A 14,696-nucleotide genomic window follows, 5' to 3' on the forward strand; every position below is an offset into this window, starting at 1 on the left:
GCGCACACGCTGGCCGGGCGGGCGCTCGTCGTCGCCGCCTCCCGGGCCGACACCGCGGCGGCCATCCTCGCCGCGGAACGCATGGATGCGCACGCGGCGGCGCTGGCCGAACCCGCCGGCCCCCGCAGCGCCTGACGCACGCGGGCCCGGGCACCGGAAGCGACCCCGGAAACACCGGAGGCCGGGACACGACAGGCGTCGTGTCCCGGCCTCCGGCAGCACCTGATCGGCCGCCTCAGCCGGGAGCGGCACTGGTCGGGGCCATCCCTGGCCGGCCGATCAGGAAGCACCGGCGGCGCGCACCCGGATCGCAACGATCAGGACACACTCCGCCGGAACCGTGCCCGGCGCTGCGGACCGCAGGATGACGAGAGCCCCCGGCCCGCACCCCGGCTATCCCAGGCGCTGGACGAGCGCCCGGTACTCGTCCCACAGCTCCTTCGGCGCGTGGTCGCCGAACGTGTTGAGGTGTTCCGGCACGAGCGCCGCCTCGTCCCGCCAGACGTCCTTGTCGACCGTGAGCAGCAGTTCGAGGTCGCCGTCCGCGATGTCCAGGCCGTTGGTGTCGAGGGCCTCCCGGGTCGGCAGCACGCCGATCGGGGTCTCCACACCGTCGGCCTTGCCGTCGAGGCGCTCCACGATCCACTTGAGCACGCGGCTGTTCTCGCCGAAGCCGGGCCACACGAAGCGGCCCTCGGCGTCCTTGCGGAACCAGTTGACGTAGTAGATCTTCGGCAGTTCGGACCGGTGCCCCTTGTCGACGGCGGACTGCCCCACCTTGACCCAGTGCCCCATGTAGTCGCCCATGTTGTAGCCGCAGAACGGCAGCATGGCGAACGGGTCGCGGCGCAGCTCGCCGACCTTGCCCTCGGCGGCGGCGGTCTTCTCGGACGCGACGTTCGCGCCCAGGAAGACGCCGTGCTGCCAGGAGAGGGACTCGGTCACCAGCGGGACGGCCGTGGCCCGGCGGCCACCGAAGAGGATCGCCGAGATCGGCACACCCTTCGGGTCCTCCCACTCCGGCGCGATGGTCGGGCACTGGCCCGCCGGAACGGTGAAGCGGGCGTTGGGATGGGCCGCCGGGGTCCCGGACTCCGGCGTCCAGTCGTTGCCCTTCCAGTCCGTGAGGTGGGCCGGCTTGTCCTCGGTCATGCCCTCCCACCAGACGTCGCCGTCGTCGGTCAGGGCGACATTGGTGAAGACCGAGTTGCCCCACAGGGTCTTCATGGCGTTGGCGTTGGTGTGCTCGCCGGTGCCGGGTGCGACGCCGAAGAAGCCGGCCTCCGGGTTGATGGCGTAGAGGCGGCCGTCCTCGCCGAAGCGCATCCAGGCGATGTCGTCGCCGATGGTCTCCACGGTCCAGCCGGGGATGGTCGGCTCCAGCATGGCGAGGTTGGTCTTGCCGCAGGCGGACGGGAAGGCGGCGGCCACGTACCTGGCCTCGCCCTGCGGCGGGGTGAGCTTGAGGACCAGCATGTGCTCGGCCAGCCAGCCCTCGTCGCGGGCCATCACCGAGGCGATGCGCAGCGCGTAGCACTTCTTGCCCAGCAGGGCGTTCCCGCCGTAGCCGGAGCCGTAGGACCAGATCTCGCGGGTCTCCGGGAAGTGCGAGATGTACTTGGTGCTGTTGCACGGCCACGGGACGTCCGCCTCGCCCTCGGCGAGCGGAGCCCCGAGGGTGTGCACGGCCCTGACGAAGAAGCCGTCGTCGCCGAGCTCGTCGAGGACGGCCTGCCCCATGCGCGTCATGGTGCGCATCGAGACGGCGACGTAGGCGGAGTCGGTGATCTCGACGCCGATGGCCGACAGCGGGGAGCCCAGCGGGCCCATGCAGAACGGCACGACGTACATCGTGCGGCCACGCATCGAGCCGCGGAAGATGCCCTTCTCGCCGGTGAAGATGTCCTTCATCTCCGCCGGGGCCTTCCAGTGGTTCGTCGGGCCCGCGTCCTCCTCCTTCTCGGAGCAGATGAAGGTGCGGTCCTCGACGCGGGCCACGTCCCGGGGGTCGGAGGCGGCGTAGTACGAGTTCGGCCGCTTGATCGGGTCGAGCTTCCTGAACGTGCCCTTCGCGACGAGCTCCTCGCACAGGCGCTCGTACTCGGCCTCGGATCCGTCGCACCAGACGACCTCGGCCGGCTCGGTGAGAGCGGCGATCTCGTCGACCCAGGAGATCAGCTCCCGGTGGTTGGTGAGGGTGGTGGGAGCCGCATTGCTGCGCGCCACGATCGCTCCGTCCCGCCGGTGCCCTGCCGCTCCGGCGTCACTTGTCGAGGGTTGTCGGACCCGTGGCGTCCGACGCCCCGAGCCCGTCTGTGAAGTAGTCACCCCGTGGGGGCCGCGACCCGGATGCTTCGTGACCGCTCATCCGGTGCCGACCGTACTCATTTGATCATCCGGCCAGAATCGTCATCTGTCCAGAGGGCGCTGTCGTGACCATCACCACTCGGCACGGATCAGTAACTTACGGTTCCGTAGGTAACATGATCCCCATGACTGCCGGCCCCTCCGACGCATCGTTCGAAACCGCCGACCCCCTTGGCGCGCCCGCCGAACCCGCCTCCGGACCACGGCACGACGAATCCGGGCCCGACGGTTCCGGGCCCGACGGTTCCGGCAGCGGCGGGGCCAAGGCCGCCGTCGCCCGCGCCCTCCACATCCCGGACCAGGTCAAGCCCCGGCTCCGTGGGTGGCTGCACGCCGGCATGTTCCCCGCCGCGCTCGCCGCGGGGATCTTCCTGACGGCGCTCGCGGACAGCACGCGCGGCCGCGTCGCCTGCGCCGTGTACACCCTCACCGCCGGGCTGCTGTTCGGCGTGAGCGCGCTCTACCACCGCGGCAACTGGAGCCCGCGGACGAACGCGGTCCTGCGTCGCCTCGACCACGCCAACATCTTCCTGATCATCGCCGGCACCTACACCCCGCTGTCGATCCTGCTCATCCCCGGCGGCCAGGGGCAGGCACTGCTGTGGGGGATCTGGGCCGCCGCCGTGGCGGGCATAGCCTTCCGGGTCTTCTGGGTCGGCGCGCCCCGCTGGCTCTACACGCCCTGCTACATCGCCATGGGCTGGGCGGCCGTCTTCTTCCTCCCCGACTTCCTGCACAAGGGCGGGGTCGCGGTGCTCGTCCTCGTGGTCGTCGGCGGTCTGCTCTACAGCGCGGGCGGGGTCATCTACGGCCTGAAGCGCCCGAACCCGTCACCGCGCTGGTTCGGTTTCCACGAGGTGTTCCACTCCCTGACGCTGGCAGCGTTCGTCGTGCACTACGTGGGGATCTCGCTGGTCGCCTACCGGCACGCCTGAGGCGGGCGATGCCGCCGTGACGGCCCGCGGCCGTCACCGGTCCGCGGGCCCACCGTCACGTACGGACGCCCAGGGTCTCGGCGAGAGCGGCGGGGTCCGTCGTCGGCGCCTCGCAGGTGAAGTGGCGGCAGACGTACGCGGCCGGCCTGCCGTCCACCGGCTCCCGCCCCTCCAGCAGGGGAACCTCGCCCGACCCCGGGGGTCCGACGGCCACGACCGCGCCGGGTGAGGTCCCCAGCAGGGCGGCGCGGTGGAGCTCCCGGGTGGCCGGGTCGCCCTCCGGCCCCACGACGGCCACCTCGCGCGGGCCGGCCAGCGCCGCCTCGGCCACCGCAAGCCCCCAGCCGACGAACCGGGGGGCGCGCGACGCCAGCGCCTTCACCACCCCGAGCGCCCGCTCGGCCGCCTCCCGGTGCCGCTCGCTGCCCGTGCCCGCGGCGTACGACAGCAGGGCGCCGGCCGCTGCCGTCCACCCCGAGGGAACGGCATTGTCCGTGGGGTCCTGGGGCCGCCTGATCAGGGCCTCACCGTCGTCGGCCGTGTCGAACAACGAGCCGTCCTCGGCGGTGAAGTGGCGGAGCACGGTGTCGAGCAGCAGGCCGGCGAACTCCACCCACACCCCCTCACCGGTGACCGACGCGAGGGTGAGGAAGCCCTCGGCGACATCGGCGTAGTCCTCCAGCACGCCGGAGTTCGCGCCGGCCGCGCCGTCGCGCGAGGTGCGGGCCAGCCGCCCGTCGTACCCCATGTGGACCCGCACCAGCAGGTCCGCCGCACCGGTCGCCGCGTCGATCAGGTCGGGGCGGTCGAAGTAGGCGCCGGTCTCGGCCAGGGCGGCGATCGCCAGGCCGTTCCAGGCGGCCACCACCTTGTCGTCGCGGCCGGGGCGCGGACGCTCCTCTCGCGCGGCGAACAGCCGCTCGCGCACCGACGCGACGCGCTCGGCCTCGGCCTCCGACGGCTCGTCCCCGAGGCCACGCGGCAGCCGGAGGACGGAGGTGCCCTTCTCGAAGCTGCCCTCGTCCGTCACCGCGAAGTACTCGGCCGCGAAGGCCGCGTCCTGCTCGCCGAGCACCTCGCGCAGTTCGCCGGGCGTCCAGACGTAGAAGGCGCCCTCGGCGTGGCCGCCCTTGCCGTCGTCGCTGTCGGCGTCCAGCGCGGAGGCGAACCCGCCCTCCGGGGTGAGCAGTTCGCGCACCAGGAAGTCGGCCGTCTCCAGCGCGACCCGGCGGGCGAGGCCGGAGCCGGTGGCGCGCCAGAGGTGGGCGTAGGCCCGGCAGAGCAGGGCGTTGTCGTGGAGCATCTTCTCGAAGTGCGGAACGATCCAGTCCCGGTCCACCGAGTAGCGCGCGAAACCGCCGCCGAGCTGGTCGTACATGCCGCCACGGGCCATGGCCTCGCAGGTGTCGGCGGCCATCCGGAGGGCGCCCTCCGAGCCGGTGCGCGCATGGTGACGCAGCAGGAACTCCAGCACCATCGACGGCGGGAACTTGGGCGCGTCGCCGAAACCGCCGCGGGAGGCGTCGTAGTTCCGGGTGAGCTCCAGCAGCGCGGCGTGCAGGTCTTCCTCGGCCGGCGGGACGGGCTCCGCGGCGCCGAGTGCCAGGGTGCGCGAGGCCAGATCGCGGACGATGCGGCCGGCGACCTCGCCGACCTCCTCGCGCCGCTCGGCCCAGGCGTCGCGCACTCCTTGGAGGACCTGACGGAAGGCGGGCATGCCGTGGCGCGGGGCGGGCGGGAAGTAGGTGCCGAAGTAGAACGGCTCGGCCTCGGGGGTGAGGAACACCGTCATCGGCCAGCCGCCCTGGCCGGTGGCCGCCTGCACGGCCTCCATGTAGACGGCGTCGACGTCGGGCCGCTCCTCCCGGTCCACCTTCACGGAGACGAAGTGCTCGTTGAGGTAGGCCGCGGCGGCCTCGTCCTCGAACGATTCGCGGGCCATCACGTGGCACCAGTGGCAGCTGGAGTAGCCGACGCTCAGGAGGACGGGCACGTCGCGCCGCCGCGCCTCCGCGAACGCCTCGTCGGACCAGGGCCACCAGTCCACCGGGTTGTCGGCGTGCTGGAGGAGATAGGGGGACGTCTCGTGAGCCAGTCGGTTCGGCATGTGTCCATCCTGGCGCATCGCCGGCCCGAGGCCGCCGTCACGCATCCGCCCCTTCCATGTATCCGTGATAGATTTTGGATATACGAAGGTGGGGTCGCATGAGCAAGACACTGATCGAAATCGACGAAGAAGCACTGGCCGTAGCGCAGGACGCGTTCGGCACCAAGACGAAGAAGGACACCGTCAACCGCGCTCTGCGGGAGGTCAGTGACCGGGTCAAGCGCCACGAGGCACGCATGGCGGCAGAGCGCATCGCCGCGGAAGCCCTGGACCTCGATGCCCTGACGGACAAGGCCGCCTACCGCCCCACCCCCGGCGACGACGACCAGGGCCAGGCTGCGTGAAGTACCTGGCCGACACCTCGGCGGTGGCACGCTTCCTGCGCCACGGCGCGGACACCTGGGGGTGGGGAGAAGCGCTCGACTCCGGACTGGTCGGCATGTGCGAGGTCACGGAGATGGAGGTTCTGCGCTCCGCACGGTCATCCGCACACCACAAGCAGATGCAGCAGTGTCTGAGCGGGTTCTACGCCTGGGCACCGATCCCGGACGGTGCCTTCCGACGGGCCCTGCAGGTCCAGCAGACTCTTGTCGATCACGGCGAGCACCGCAGCGCCGGACCGGTCGACCTTCTCGTCGCAACGGTGGCCGAACTGTCCGGCCTCATCCTGCTGCACTGCGACCGCGACTTCGAGACGATCGCGCGGCACAGCGGGCAACCCACATTGATGCTCACGGACGACTCCCGGCCGTAGAGCGCTGCCACAAGTCGCCGCCCGACGACGCCGCCGCATCGCCGCGGCCGACGCACACACCCATCGCCCTCTGCCGGGAGGCCGCCGTCGTCAGCAGCCTCCCGGACCACGAACGCCCTGCACTCATCGCGCTCGTGGACGAACCGGAGGTCGCGCTGTCAGGTCCCCCACAGGTCGGCTCGGCTGACCGGCCGTACGCCGCAAAGCACCGTGCGGCAGGAGCCGTTGTTCCGGGAGCGGCCGTTACGGCGACGAAAGCCAACGGGGCAGCGGCCGCGGTGCAGTCGGACCACGGCCGTCAGCCGGCTGTGCAGGGCACCCCGGAGTGGTCGCGCGGCTCGGTATCGGGACGCGCTTCCCGCTCTCGCCCGGTCCTGGTGCGCGGTCACCGCACGAACCGCACGTCCGGGTGCGCGGGGGACGGCCCGTCCAGCAGGTCGCGCGGCCGGTCACGCAGGTGCTGGTCGAAGAACGCTGCGATGTAGGCGCGTTGGGCCGAGGTGCTGCGTCCGGGGTCGACAGTGCCGATGTACTGCTCGCGGGTCCGGGCCGGGACGCCCAGTTGCTCGTCGAGAGCCGGCACGAAGGACTGCGCGTCCGTGTAACTGAAGTGGGCGGCGTCCTTCAGGCTCAGGTCGCGCTTCCAGCCCGTCGACCGGTTCCACAGGGACTGCCAGGACGGCTTGTTCAGGTGGGTCTGGTTCTCCTTGCCCAGGAGCATGAAGGGGCGTTCCAGTCCCTGGCGCGCCACAGGCAGGAAGTCGGTGTCGTTGTACTGGAGAGTGCCGTCCATGTTGATGCCCGCGTCGACCCGGCGGTCCACGCGCATGGTCTCGGCTGCGGTGGCGCCTCCACCCGAATGCCCGAACATCCCTGTCCGCCCCGGATCGAGCGTCCGGGCCAGACCACGGGGCAGACGGCGCCCCTCGGCGTCCGGATTCCGGCCGCCGTGCAGCACCTCGAGCTGATCGAGGACGAACCGGGTGTCGCGCACCCGGGTCCGGATGGCCTTCCTGAGGTCGTCCTCTCCGGACATCGGCTTCTGCAGCTCGACCCGGCCCGCGGGGAATTCCACGGCAGGCGTCTCGTAGGTGTGGTCGATGGTCACGACGACGTAGCCGCGGCTCGCCAGTTCCGTCGCCGTCGACGTGCCCAGTGATCGGAGCATCTGCAGTCCCGGCGAGTACAGCACGACCGCCCGGCCCTTGCGGCCGTCGGCCGGGGCACCCGCGCCCGCATCCGTCAGGACACCCGCCCAGTCCACCTGGCCGGGCTCTGCGAGCCCGAACGAGCCGGACGCGTCGACAACGCGCGCGACGCCCGGCGGCATGTACGGCCGGCGTGAATACCCGCGCGTGCCGCGGGCCGGGTACCAGAGAGTGACCATCAGTTCCCGGTCCCTGCCGGCGACCCAGGGGTCCTTCCGGTCGTGGTCGACGAGGTGGAGTTCGGTGCTGCCCACGGGCAGCCGGCCCGTCGGCTCCGGCAGCGTGAACCGCACGCCCTGCCGGGCGGGGGGTTCGGGCGGGGGGATGGCTGCCGCTGCTGTTCCGGCAGTGAGGCAGAGGACGATTGCGGCGGTGACCGCCGCCGGTTGCGTACGCATACCGGCCACTCTCCGCCCCCTGCCCGACGGCGGGATCCCTCGCGGGGTGGAGTCCGCCCCTGGCACACCACCGAGTTCCAGCCCGCAGCCGACTCAGGGGCGAAGCAGCGCCGTGCACCGGCCAGGGGGCCGGAGAAGTGCTTCGCCGGACCGCCCGGCCTCGGCCGGGGGCGCAGCTGGAGTGATGCGGCACGGCGAGTGCGTCCCATCGGCGGGCTCCCCCTCGGACGTCCCGGCAGGACCGGGCTCCGGCCCGACCGTCGAACGGCCCTCCCCGGGCAGGCGGCCGGTGCCCTGCCCGCCCGGGGACGCCGGTCAGTTCTGCCGTGGGTCAGCCGCCGGGCCGGCCTTCGGCGCCGAGGCGGTGTTCCGCTCCGCCGTCGCTCCGGCATCGGCGGTCGCGGCGCTGCCGGTGTCCGGAGTGTCCCGCCCCGGCCCCTCGTCGAAGTCGATCTTCGTGAACTGCTTGTTCATGTTCTTCATCAGCATCCACACCGCGCCACCGAGGAGTGCGAAGACGATGAACCCGAGGACGCCCGGCGTCACCTTGTTCTCGTCCAGTTCCCTGGCGAACGGGACGAGCTGCGAGGTGGCCAGGAGGGTGCTGGGAATGGTCATGTGCTCAATTCTTCCGGATGCCTGCGAAGAGGTCGTCCTCGGGGATGGAGGTCTCCACGTGCGACCTCACGAGCTCGTACTCCTCGGTCGGCCACACCTCCTGCTGGATGGGCATGGGGACCTTGAACCAGCCGCCCTCGGGGTCGATCTGGGTGGCGTGGGCGATGAGCGCCCGGTCGCGCACGGGGTAGAAGTCCGCGCACGGAACGTGCGTGGTCAGGGTGCGCTCCGGCCGCTGGAACTCCTTCCAGCGCTCGAGCCACTCGCCGTAGGGCGACTCCATGCCGCGGGCGAGCAGCGCCTCGTGCAGGGCAAGAGTGCGCGGCCGGTTGAAGCCCTGGTTGTAGTAGAGCTTCTGCGGCTGCCAGGGCTCGCCGGCGTCGGGATAGCGCTCGGGGTCGCCGGCCGCATCGAAGGCGACCACGGAGATCTTGTGGGTCATGATGTGGTCGGGGTGCGGGTACCCGCCGTTCTCGTCGTACGTGGTGACCACGTGCGGCTTGAACTCGCGGATGAGCTTCACCAGGGCACCGGCGGCCTCGTCGACGTCCTCCAGCGCGAAGCAGCCGTCGGGCAGCGGCGGCAGCGGGTCCCCCTCCGGAAGCCCCGAGTCCACGAAACCGAGCCATGCCTGCCGGACGCCCAGGATCTGGCGGGCCTCCTCCATCTCCTTGGCACGGACCTCGCGGATGTTCGTCTCGATGTACGCGTCGCCCTGCAGCTTCGGGTTGAGGATGGAGCCGCGCTCGCCGCCCGTGCACGTCGCGACGAGCACATCCACCCCCTCGGACACGTACTTGGCCATGGTGGCCGCGCCCTTGCTCGACTCGTCGTCGGGGTGGGCGTGGACTGCCATCAGTCGCAGTTGCTCGGTCAAGACTCGTCCTCGGTCTCGGTCGGTAACGGCCCGCTCGTCGGCCGGATCGGGCGCCTTCTATAGTGACCCAAACGAGGGGCCGATAATTCCGTGGTCCCCGTCCTCTGGAGGATCCGCCATGACCGCCACCCGCGACGGCTCGCCCCGGGGCGTCGCCGCAGCGCGGGCCCCGGGCCGGTACGGCGTCTCCGCGGACGCGGACGCGGCCGCCGACCGAAGGCTGAAGGCGGTGGGGGCCGTGCTGGGAACCCTGCTGGTTGCGTTCGTCGCGTGGTCGGGCTTCTCCTACGTGTCCGGGCAGGACGTCAGCGGCGAGATGATCAAGTTCAAGGTGGTCTCCGACCGAGCCGTCGACGTGCATCTCGAGGTCCGCAAGGAGCCCGGCGTGCACGGGGTGTGCACGGTGCGAGCCCTCGACGTCGCGAAGGGCGAGGTGGGCCGCAAGGACGTCCGGTTCACGGACACCGACGGCCGGGTGGACCGGGTCACGACCGTCCGGACCACGAAGCGCGCCACCGCCGCGGAGCTGATCGGCTGCACGCCGGCCGGGGACCGCTGAGGCCGAGCCGCCTCCAGCGGGCTTGACCAGCGGTTCCGAAAAAATCCGCAGGGAACATCCTCCCCCTTTTGAGCCGAAATTGTTAGGCTCGTGGTTTCGCCCACCCGTGCAGGCGCAACTCTGACGGGTAGGGCGACGCTTTGTATCCCAGTACCGACGAGGAGCACCTGTGACCCAGACCAGCGACAACGTCACCTGGCTCACCCAGGAGGCGTACAACCAGCTCAAGGCCGAGCTGGAGTACCTGTCGGGTCCCGCACGTACCGAGATCGCGGCGAAGATCGCGGCCGCTCGGGAAGAGGGTGACCTGCGGGAGAACGGCGGATACCACGCGGCCAAGGAGGAACAGGGCAAGCAGGAGCTCCGGGTCCGCCAGCTGACCCAGCTGCTCCAGCACGCCAAGGTGGGTGCTGCTCCCCCCGACGACGGCATCGTCGAGCCGGGCATGGTGGTGACCATCGCCTTCGACGGCGACCCGGACGACACCACGACCTTCCTTCTCGCTTCCCGCGAGTACGCGAGCTCGGACATCGAGACCTACTCGCCGCAGTCGCCGCTCGGCATCGGCGTGAACGGCAAGAAGGTGGGCGAGGAGGCCGAGTACGAGCTGCCGAACGGCCGTACCGCCTCCGTGAAGATCCTCGAGGCGAAGCCGTACCAGGGCTGATCCGCCTCGCTCAGCGACGAAACCCCCCGGCACCGAGCGCCGGGGGGTTTCGCTCGTCCGCCGCAACCCGCGCGGTGCGACGGCCACGACAGACCGAACCGGCAGGGGGCGGTGCGCCCGCCCCCGTACCGGCTGGGCTCAGGCCGTCGCGGAGCGGTACTTGCGCACCGCCAGGGTCCGGAAGAACATGATGATCAGGACCGACCAGATCGCCGAGGCCAGGACCGGGTGCTGCATGGGCCAGGCGTCCGGGACCGGGTAGCCGGCCGGGAGGTTCCCGAAGAGTTCGCGGGTGGCCTGCACGGTGGCGCTGAACGGGTTCCACTCGGCGATGTGCTGCAGCACCGTCGGCATGCTGCTGGACGGCACGAAGGCGATCGAGACGAACGTCAGCGGGAAGAGCCAGATCAGCCCGCCGGACGTGGCCGCCTCCGGGGTCCGCACCGTCAGGCCGATCAGCGCACCGATCCAGGAGAAGGCGTAGCCGAGCAGGAGCAGCAGGCCGAAGCCGGCGAGCATGTCGACCACGCCGTTGTGCGCCCGCCAGCCGATGAGCAGGGCCACCAGGGCGAGCACGACGAGCGTCAGCGCGCTCTGCGCCAGGTCGGCCAGCGTGCGGCCGGTGAGCACCGCTCCCCTGGACATGGGCAGCGAGCGGAAGCGGTCGATCAGGCCCTTGTGCATGTCGTCCGCGATGCCCGCGCCCGCGCCCGCCGTGGCGAAGGTGACGGTCTGCGCGAAGATGCCCGCCATCAGGAACTCGCGGTAGACCTCGGAGTCGGCCGGGCCGCTCGATCCGGGGACACCGATGGCGCCGCCGAAGACGTAGCTGAACAGCACCACGAACATGATCGGCTGGACGAGCCCGAAGACGACGACCTCGGGGATGCGCATCATCCGGATCAGGTTGCGCCGGGCGACGACCAGCGAGTCCCGCACGGACTGGGCGATGCCGCCGCGCGGTACCGGTGCCGCGAGCTTCGTGGACACCTCGGTTGCGGTGGTCACAGGGCTGCCTCCATTTCCTTCGCGGCGTCGGGTCCCCCGTTGCCGTTGTTGCCGTTCTCACCGGGGCCCGCCTCCGCGGCGTGACCGGTGAGCGAGATGAACACGTCGTCGAGGGTGGGACGGCGCAGGCCGATGTCGTCGATCTCCACCCCCTGCGCGTCGAGGTCGCGGATGACCTCGGCGAGCAGCTTCGCCCCGCCGGCCACCGGCACGGTGATCTTGCGGGTGTGCTGTTCGACGGTGGTCTCGCCGCGGCCGAAGCGGTTCAGGATTTCCGTGGCCGGCGTGAGCTGCTGCCGGTCGTGGACGACGACCTCGACGCGCTCCCCACCGGTCTGCGCCTTGAGCTCGTCGGAGGTGCCGCGGGCGATGACCCGGCCGTGGTCGATGACGGCGATGTCGTGCGCGAGATGATCGGCCTCCTCGAGGTACTGCGTGGTCAGGAGGAGGGTGGTGCCGCCGGCGACCAGCTCCTGGATGACCTCCCAGAGCTGCTGCCGGTTGCGCGGGTCGAGGCCGGTGGTCGGCTCGTCCATGAACATCACGGGCGGGCTGACGACGAGGGCCGCGGCGAGGTCCAGACGCCGCCGCATGCCGCCGGAGTAGGTCTTGGACGGCCGGTCCGCTGCCTCCGCCAGATTGAAGCGCTCGAGCAGTTCGCCCGCGCGGGCCTTCGCCGCCCTCGCGCTCATCTGGTAGAGCTGACCCACCATCTGGAGGTTCTCGCGGCCGGTGAGGTACTCGTCGACGGCGGCGAACTGGCCCGAGAGGCCGATGGAGCGGCGAACCTCGTTGGGCTTGTGGAGGACGTCGAGGCCTGCGACGACGGCACGGCCGCTGTCGGGCCTGAGGAGCGTGGTGAGCACCCGGACGGCGGTCGTCTTGCCGGCGCCGTTGGGGCCGAGCAGGCCCAGCACGGTGCCTTCCGGCACGTCGAGGTCGACACCGTCGAGGGCCCTCACCTTGCCGAAGGTCTTGACGAGACCCTCGGCGTAAATGGCGCCTGGCATGGATTCTCCCAGGATTCGATTCGGTTTTCGGGGGTGATGCGTGATGCCGTTCCCGGCGCGAGGCGGCCTGCGGGGCGGCCGGCGCGGTCCTGGACCGGCCGTTCACCCGCGCACACCCTCTGAGCCGTCCCGCACCGGACACGAGTCCGGTGCGACGAACCGAGAACACTGTCCCTCAACGCGATATATCGCGTCAAGCTGTTTCTCGATGTATCGCGAAATTCGAGCCAGGTCACGGCATCAGGGTGTAACCCGCCTCGCTCAGCGCCGTCCGTACCTCGGCGCAGTGCTCCGCACCCTTGGTCTCCAGATGCAGTTCCACCTCCGCCTCGGTCAGCCGCAGCCGTGGATCGGTCCGTACGTGACCCACGTCGAGAATGTTGGCATCCACCACCGACAACACCCCCAACAAGGAGGCCAGAGCCCCCGGACGGTCCGTCAGCCTCAGCCGCAGCGACAGGTACCGGCCCGCCGCGGCCATGCCGTGCCGCAGGATCCGCTGGAGGAGCAGCGGGTCGACGTTGCCGCCGGACAGCACGGCCACCACCGGCCCCTCGAAAGTCTCCGGGGACGACAGCAGCGCCGCCACCGGACTCGCCCCGGCCGGCTCGACCACCAGCTTCGCCCGCTCCAGGCACAGCAGCAGCGCCGAGGACAGTTCGTCCTCCGAAACCGTACAAATGTCGTCGACCAGTCCGCCAACGATTTTGAACGGCACGTCACCGGGACGGCCCACCTTGATGCCGTCCGCCATCGTCGACGGCGCGTCCAGCGCCACCGGACGGCCCGCGGCCAGCGACGGCGGATACGACGCCGAGCCCGCCGCCTGCACCCCGACCAGCCGCACGTCCGGCCGCAGCGCCTTCACCGCCACCGCGATCCCGGCCATCAGGCCGCCCCCGCCGACCCCCACCACGATCGTGTGCACTTCGGGGCACTGCTCGAGGATCTCCAGCCCGACCGTCCCCTGACCGGCCACCACATCAGGGTGGTCGAAGGGGTGGATGAACACCGCCCCGGTCTCCTGCGCGTGCTGCTGGGCCGCCTGCAGTGTCTCGTCCACGACCTGGCCGTGCATCACCACGTCCGCGCCGTACTCGCGGGTGGCTGCGACCTTCGGCAGCGGCGCGCCGGACGGCATGAAGACCGTGGACCGCACCCCGAGCAGCGAGGCCGCGAGCGCCACCCCCTGTGCATGGTTACCGGCGCTGGCCGCGACGACCCCCGCCGCGCGCTCCGCGGGGGTCAGCCCGGCGATGCGCACATACGCACCACGGACCTTGAACGAGCCCGTCCGTTGCAGGTTCTCGCACTTCAGGGACACCGGGGACCCCACCAGCGCACTGAGGTGACGACTTCCCTCCAGGGCGGTCATCCGGGCCACACCGCGCAACGTCCGGTGGGCGGCGCGCACGTCCTCGACGGTCACGCCGAGCGGTTCCCGGGAGAGCGTCCTCTCGGTCCTGCCCGAGGCTGCGGACATGGCCACAAGTCTTCCAGCACCGGCCCCGTCCGGCCTCCCGTGAGCCTCGCGGGGCTCTCCGGGAGCGTCCGCCCGGTCCCGTCGTGCACCGGTTCGAGCGGACCGCTGCGGAGTTCGAGCGGGCCGGTACCCTGTGCCCCAATCATCCGACCGTCACCACGAAGCGAGCCGAGGCCATGCCCACCACTCAGGACATGTCGACTGCACTCGAGAGCGGTCTGCTCGACGATCTCCAGCACCAGGTGGCGGTCTTCGCCCGCAGGGCCGAGCAGACCCGGCTCGGCGGTGTCGGCCGGCTCCGCAACTCCATGGACCGGGCTGCCTACCTGCTGCTCAGCCGGCTGGACAGCAAGGGCCCGATGGGCGTCAAGGCGCTCGCCGCGGGCATGGGGATCGACTCCTCGACCGTCACCCGCCAGGTTGCCCCGCTCGTCGAGACCGGGCTGGTCAAACGCACCTCCCACCCGGAGGACGGCCGTGCCGTGGTCCTTCAGCTCTCCCCGCGCGGGAAGACCCGGCTGGACGAGGTCCGCGCCTCGCGCCGCGAACTGATGGCCCTGCTGACCGAGGACTGGCAGGAGGACGAACGCGAGACCTTCTGCCGTCTGCTCACCCGCTTCAACTCCGCGCTGTCGGAGCGGATGGCCGCAACGGCCCAGCAGCCGGAGGCTCCCCGGGCCCCGGCCTCTTGACCGCAGCTCTCGC

14 protein-coding genes and 1 pseudogene are annotated in these 14,696 nt (G+C 71.1%); 7 read left to right on the forward strand and 8 right to left on the reverse strand.

The window, feature by feature from the left end; all coding sequences use genetic code 11:
- Window positions 1-135: pseudogene (locus M1E25_RS26030) on the forward strand (SCO4983 family protein); the annotation flags it as partial.
- Between the two features lie 258 nt (window positions 136-393).
- Here M1E25_RS26030 and M1E25_RS10830 read toward each other — a convergent pair.
- Window positions 394-2,226, reverse strand: a complete 1,833-nt coding sequence (locus tag M1E25_RS10830) for a phosphoenolpyruvate carboxykinase (GTP) (RefSeq protein WP_251413263.1) — start codon at window positions 2,224-2,226, stop codon at window positions 394-396.
- 257 nt (window positions 2,227-2,483) lie between these two features.
- Between M1E25_RS10830 and trhA the strand changes: the two genes are divergently transcribed.
- Complete coding sequence (gene trhA / locus M1E25_RS10835) at window positions 2,484-3,302, forward strand: PAQR family membrane homeostasis protein TrhA (protein WP_372500590.1); 819 nt, start codon at window positions 2,484-2,486, stop codon at window positions 3,300-3,302.
- Between the two features lie 55 nt (window positions 3,303-3,357).
- On the opposite strand, the gene M1E25_RS10840 is transcribed toward trhA, so the two are convergent.
- The gene (locus M1E25_RS10840) at window positions 3,358-5,409 is read right to left on the reverse strand and encodes a thioredoxin domain-containing protein (protein WP_251413266.1); all 2,052 of its coding nucleotides are present in this window, start codon (window positions 5,407-5,409) and stop codon (window positions 3,358-3,360) included.
- 98 nt (window positions 5,410-5,507) lie between these two features.
- On the opposite strand from M1E25_RS10840, the gene M1E25_RS10845 reads away from it, so the two are divergent.
- Complete coding sequence (locus M1E25_RS10845; RefSeq protein ID WP_251413268.1) at window positions 5,508-5,753, forward strand: type II toxin-antitoxin system VapB family antitoxin; 246 nt, start codon at window positions 5,508-5,510, stop codon at window positions 5,751-5,753.
- Window positions 5,750-6,163 (forward strand): PIN domain nuclease, encoded by a 414-nt coding sequence (locus M1E25_RS10850; RefSeq protein WP_251413270.1) that lies wholly within the window; start codon window positions 5,750-5,752, stop codon window positions 6,161-6,163. Before M1E25_RS10845 ends, M1E25_RS10850 begins: the two co-directional genes overlap by 4 nt.
- A gap of 385 nt (window positions 6,164-6,548) precedes the next feature.
- Here the strand turns inward: M1E25_RS10850 and M1E25_RS10855 are convergent, their stop codons facing one another.
- From M1E25_RS10855 to mca, 3 genes are all read right to left on the reverse strand, one after another.
- Window positions 6,549-7,769 carry an alpha/beta hydrolase family protein gene (locus M1E25_RS10855; RefSeq protein ID WP_251413271.1) on the reverse strand — a complete coding sequence of 407 codons (1,221 nt, stop codon included), beginning with the start codon at window positions 7,767-7,769 and terminating at the stop codon, window positions 6,549-6,551.
- A gap of 315 nt (window positions 7,770-8,084) precedes the next feature.
- Window positions 8,085-8,387, reverse strand: coding sequence for a hypothetical protein (locus tag M1E25_RS10860; RefSeq protein WP_251413274.1), 303 nt, complete (start codon window positions 8,385-8,387; stop codon window positions 8,085-8,087).
- Between the two features lie 4 nt (window positions 8,388-8,391).
- On the reverse strand, window positions 8,392-9,264 hold the full coding sequence (gene mca, locus M1E25_RS10865; protein ID WP_251413276.1) for a mycothiol conjugate amidase Mca: 873 nt from the start codon (window positions 9,262-9,264) through the stop codon (window positions 8,392-8,394).
- Window positions 9,265-9,382: 118 nt separating this feature from the next.
- Between mca and M1E25_RS10870 the strand changes: the two genes are divergently transcribed.
- Together M1E25_RS10870 and greA are read left to right on the forward strand one after the other, a co-directional pair.
- Window positions 9,383-9,823 (forward strand): DUF4307 domain-containing protein, encoded by a 441-nt coding sequence (locus M1E25_RS10870; RefSeq protein WP_251413278.1) that lies wholly within the window; start codon window positions 9,383-9,385, stop codon window positions 9,821-9,823.
- A 169-nt stretch (window positions 9,824-9,992) separates the two neighbouring features.
- Window positions 9,993-10,490: a transcription elongation factor GreA gene (gene greA / locus M1E25_RS10875; RefSeq protein WP_251413280.1), complete on the forward strand. Its 498-nt coding sequence runs from the start codon at window positions 9,993-9,995 to the stop codon at window positions 10,488-10,490.
- Between the two features lie 138 nt (window positions 10,491-10,628).
- On the opposite strand, the gene M1E25_RS10880 is transcribed toward greA, so the two are convergent.
- The 3 genes from M1E25_RS10880 to ilvA form a co-directional block, all read right to left on the reverse strand.
- On the reverse strand, window positions 10,629-11,498 hold the full coding sequence (locus tag M1E25_RS10880) for an ABC transporter permease (RefSeq protein ID WP_251413282.1): 870 nt from the start codon (window positions 11,496-11,498) through the stop codon (window positions 10,629-10,631).
- Window positions 11,495-12,508, reverse strand: coding sequence for an ATP-binding cassette domain-containing protein (locus M1E25_RS10885; protein WP_251413284.1), 1,014 nt, complete (start codon window positions 12,506-12,508; stop codon window positions 11,495-11,497). The genes M1E25_RS10880 and M1E25_RS10885 overlap by 4 nt, the downstream gene beginning before the upstream one ends.
- A gap of 232 nt (window positions 12,509-12,740) precedes the next feature.
- On the reverse strand, window positions 12,741-13,991 hold the full coding sequence (gene ilvA, locus M1E25_RS10890; RefSeq protein ID WP_251413287.1) for a threonine ammonia-lyase: 1,251 nt from the start codon (window positions 13,989-13,991) through the stop codon (window positions 12,741-12,743).
- Between the two features lie 176 nt (window positions 13,992-14,167).
- Here ilvA and M1E25_RS10895 point away from each other — a divergent pair, with 176 nt between their 5' ends.
- Window positions 14,168-14,683, forward strand: a complete 516-nt coding sequence (locus tag M1E25_RS10895) for a MarR family winged helix-turn-helix transcriptional regulator (RefSeq protein WP_251413607.1) — start codon at window positions 14,168-14,170, stop codon at window positions 14,681-14,683.
- Window positions 14,684-14,696 lie beyond the last annotated feature (13 nt).

The organism is Streptomyces meridianus, assembly GCF_023703325.1.
GTDB classification, from domain to species: Bacteria; Actinomycetota; Actinomycetes; order Streptomycetales; family Streptomycetaceae; genus Streptomyces; species Streptomyces meridianus.

Bases quoted from the DNA above. Each gene is read 5' to 3' on its own strand.
- trhA (WP_372500590.1), top strand. From the start codon at position 2,484: ATGATCCCCATGACTGCCGGCCCCTCCGACGCATCGTTCGAAACCGCC.
- M1E25_RS10840 (WP_251413266.1), bottom strand. From the start codon at position 5,409: ATGCCGAACCGACTGGCTCACGAGACGTCCCCCTATCTCCTCCAGCAC.
- M1E25_RS10845 (WP_251413268.1), top strand. From the start codon at position 5,508: ATGAGCAAGACACTGATCGAAATCGACGAAGAAGCACTGGCCGTAGCG.
- M1E25_RS10855 (WP_251413271.1), bottom strand. From the start codon at position 7,769: ATGCGTACGCAACCGGCGGCGGTCACCGCCGCAATCGTCCTCTGCCTC.
- M1E25_RS10860 (WP_251413274.1), bottom strand. From the start codon at position 8,387: ATGACCATTCCCAGCACCCTCCTGGCCACCTCGCAGCTCGTCCCGTTC.
- M1E25_RS10870 (WP_251413278.1), top strand. From the start codon at position 9,383: ATGACCGCCACCCGCGACGGCTCGCCCCGGGGCGTCGCCGCAGCGCGG.
- M1E25_RS10885 (WP_251413284.1), bottom strand. From the start codon at position 12,508: ATGCCAGGCGCCATTTACGCCGAGGGTCTCGTCAAGACCTTCGGCAAG.
- ilvA (WP_251413287.1), bottom strand. From the start codon at position 13,991: ATGTCCGCAGCCTCGGGCAGGACCGAGAGGACGCTCTCCCGGGAACCG.
- M1E25_RS10895 (WP_251413607.1), top strand. From the start codon at position 14,168: ATGCCCACCACTCAGGACATGTCGACTGCACTCGAGAGCGGTCTGCTC.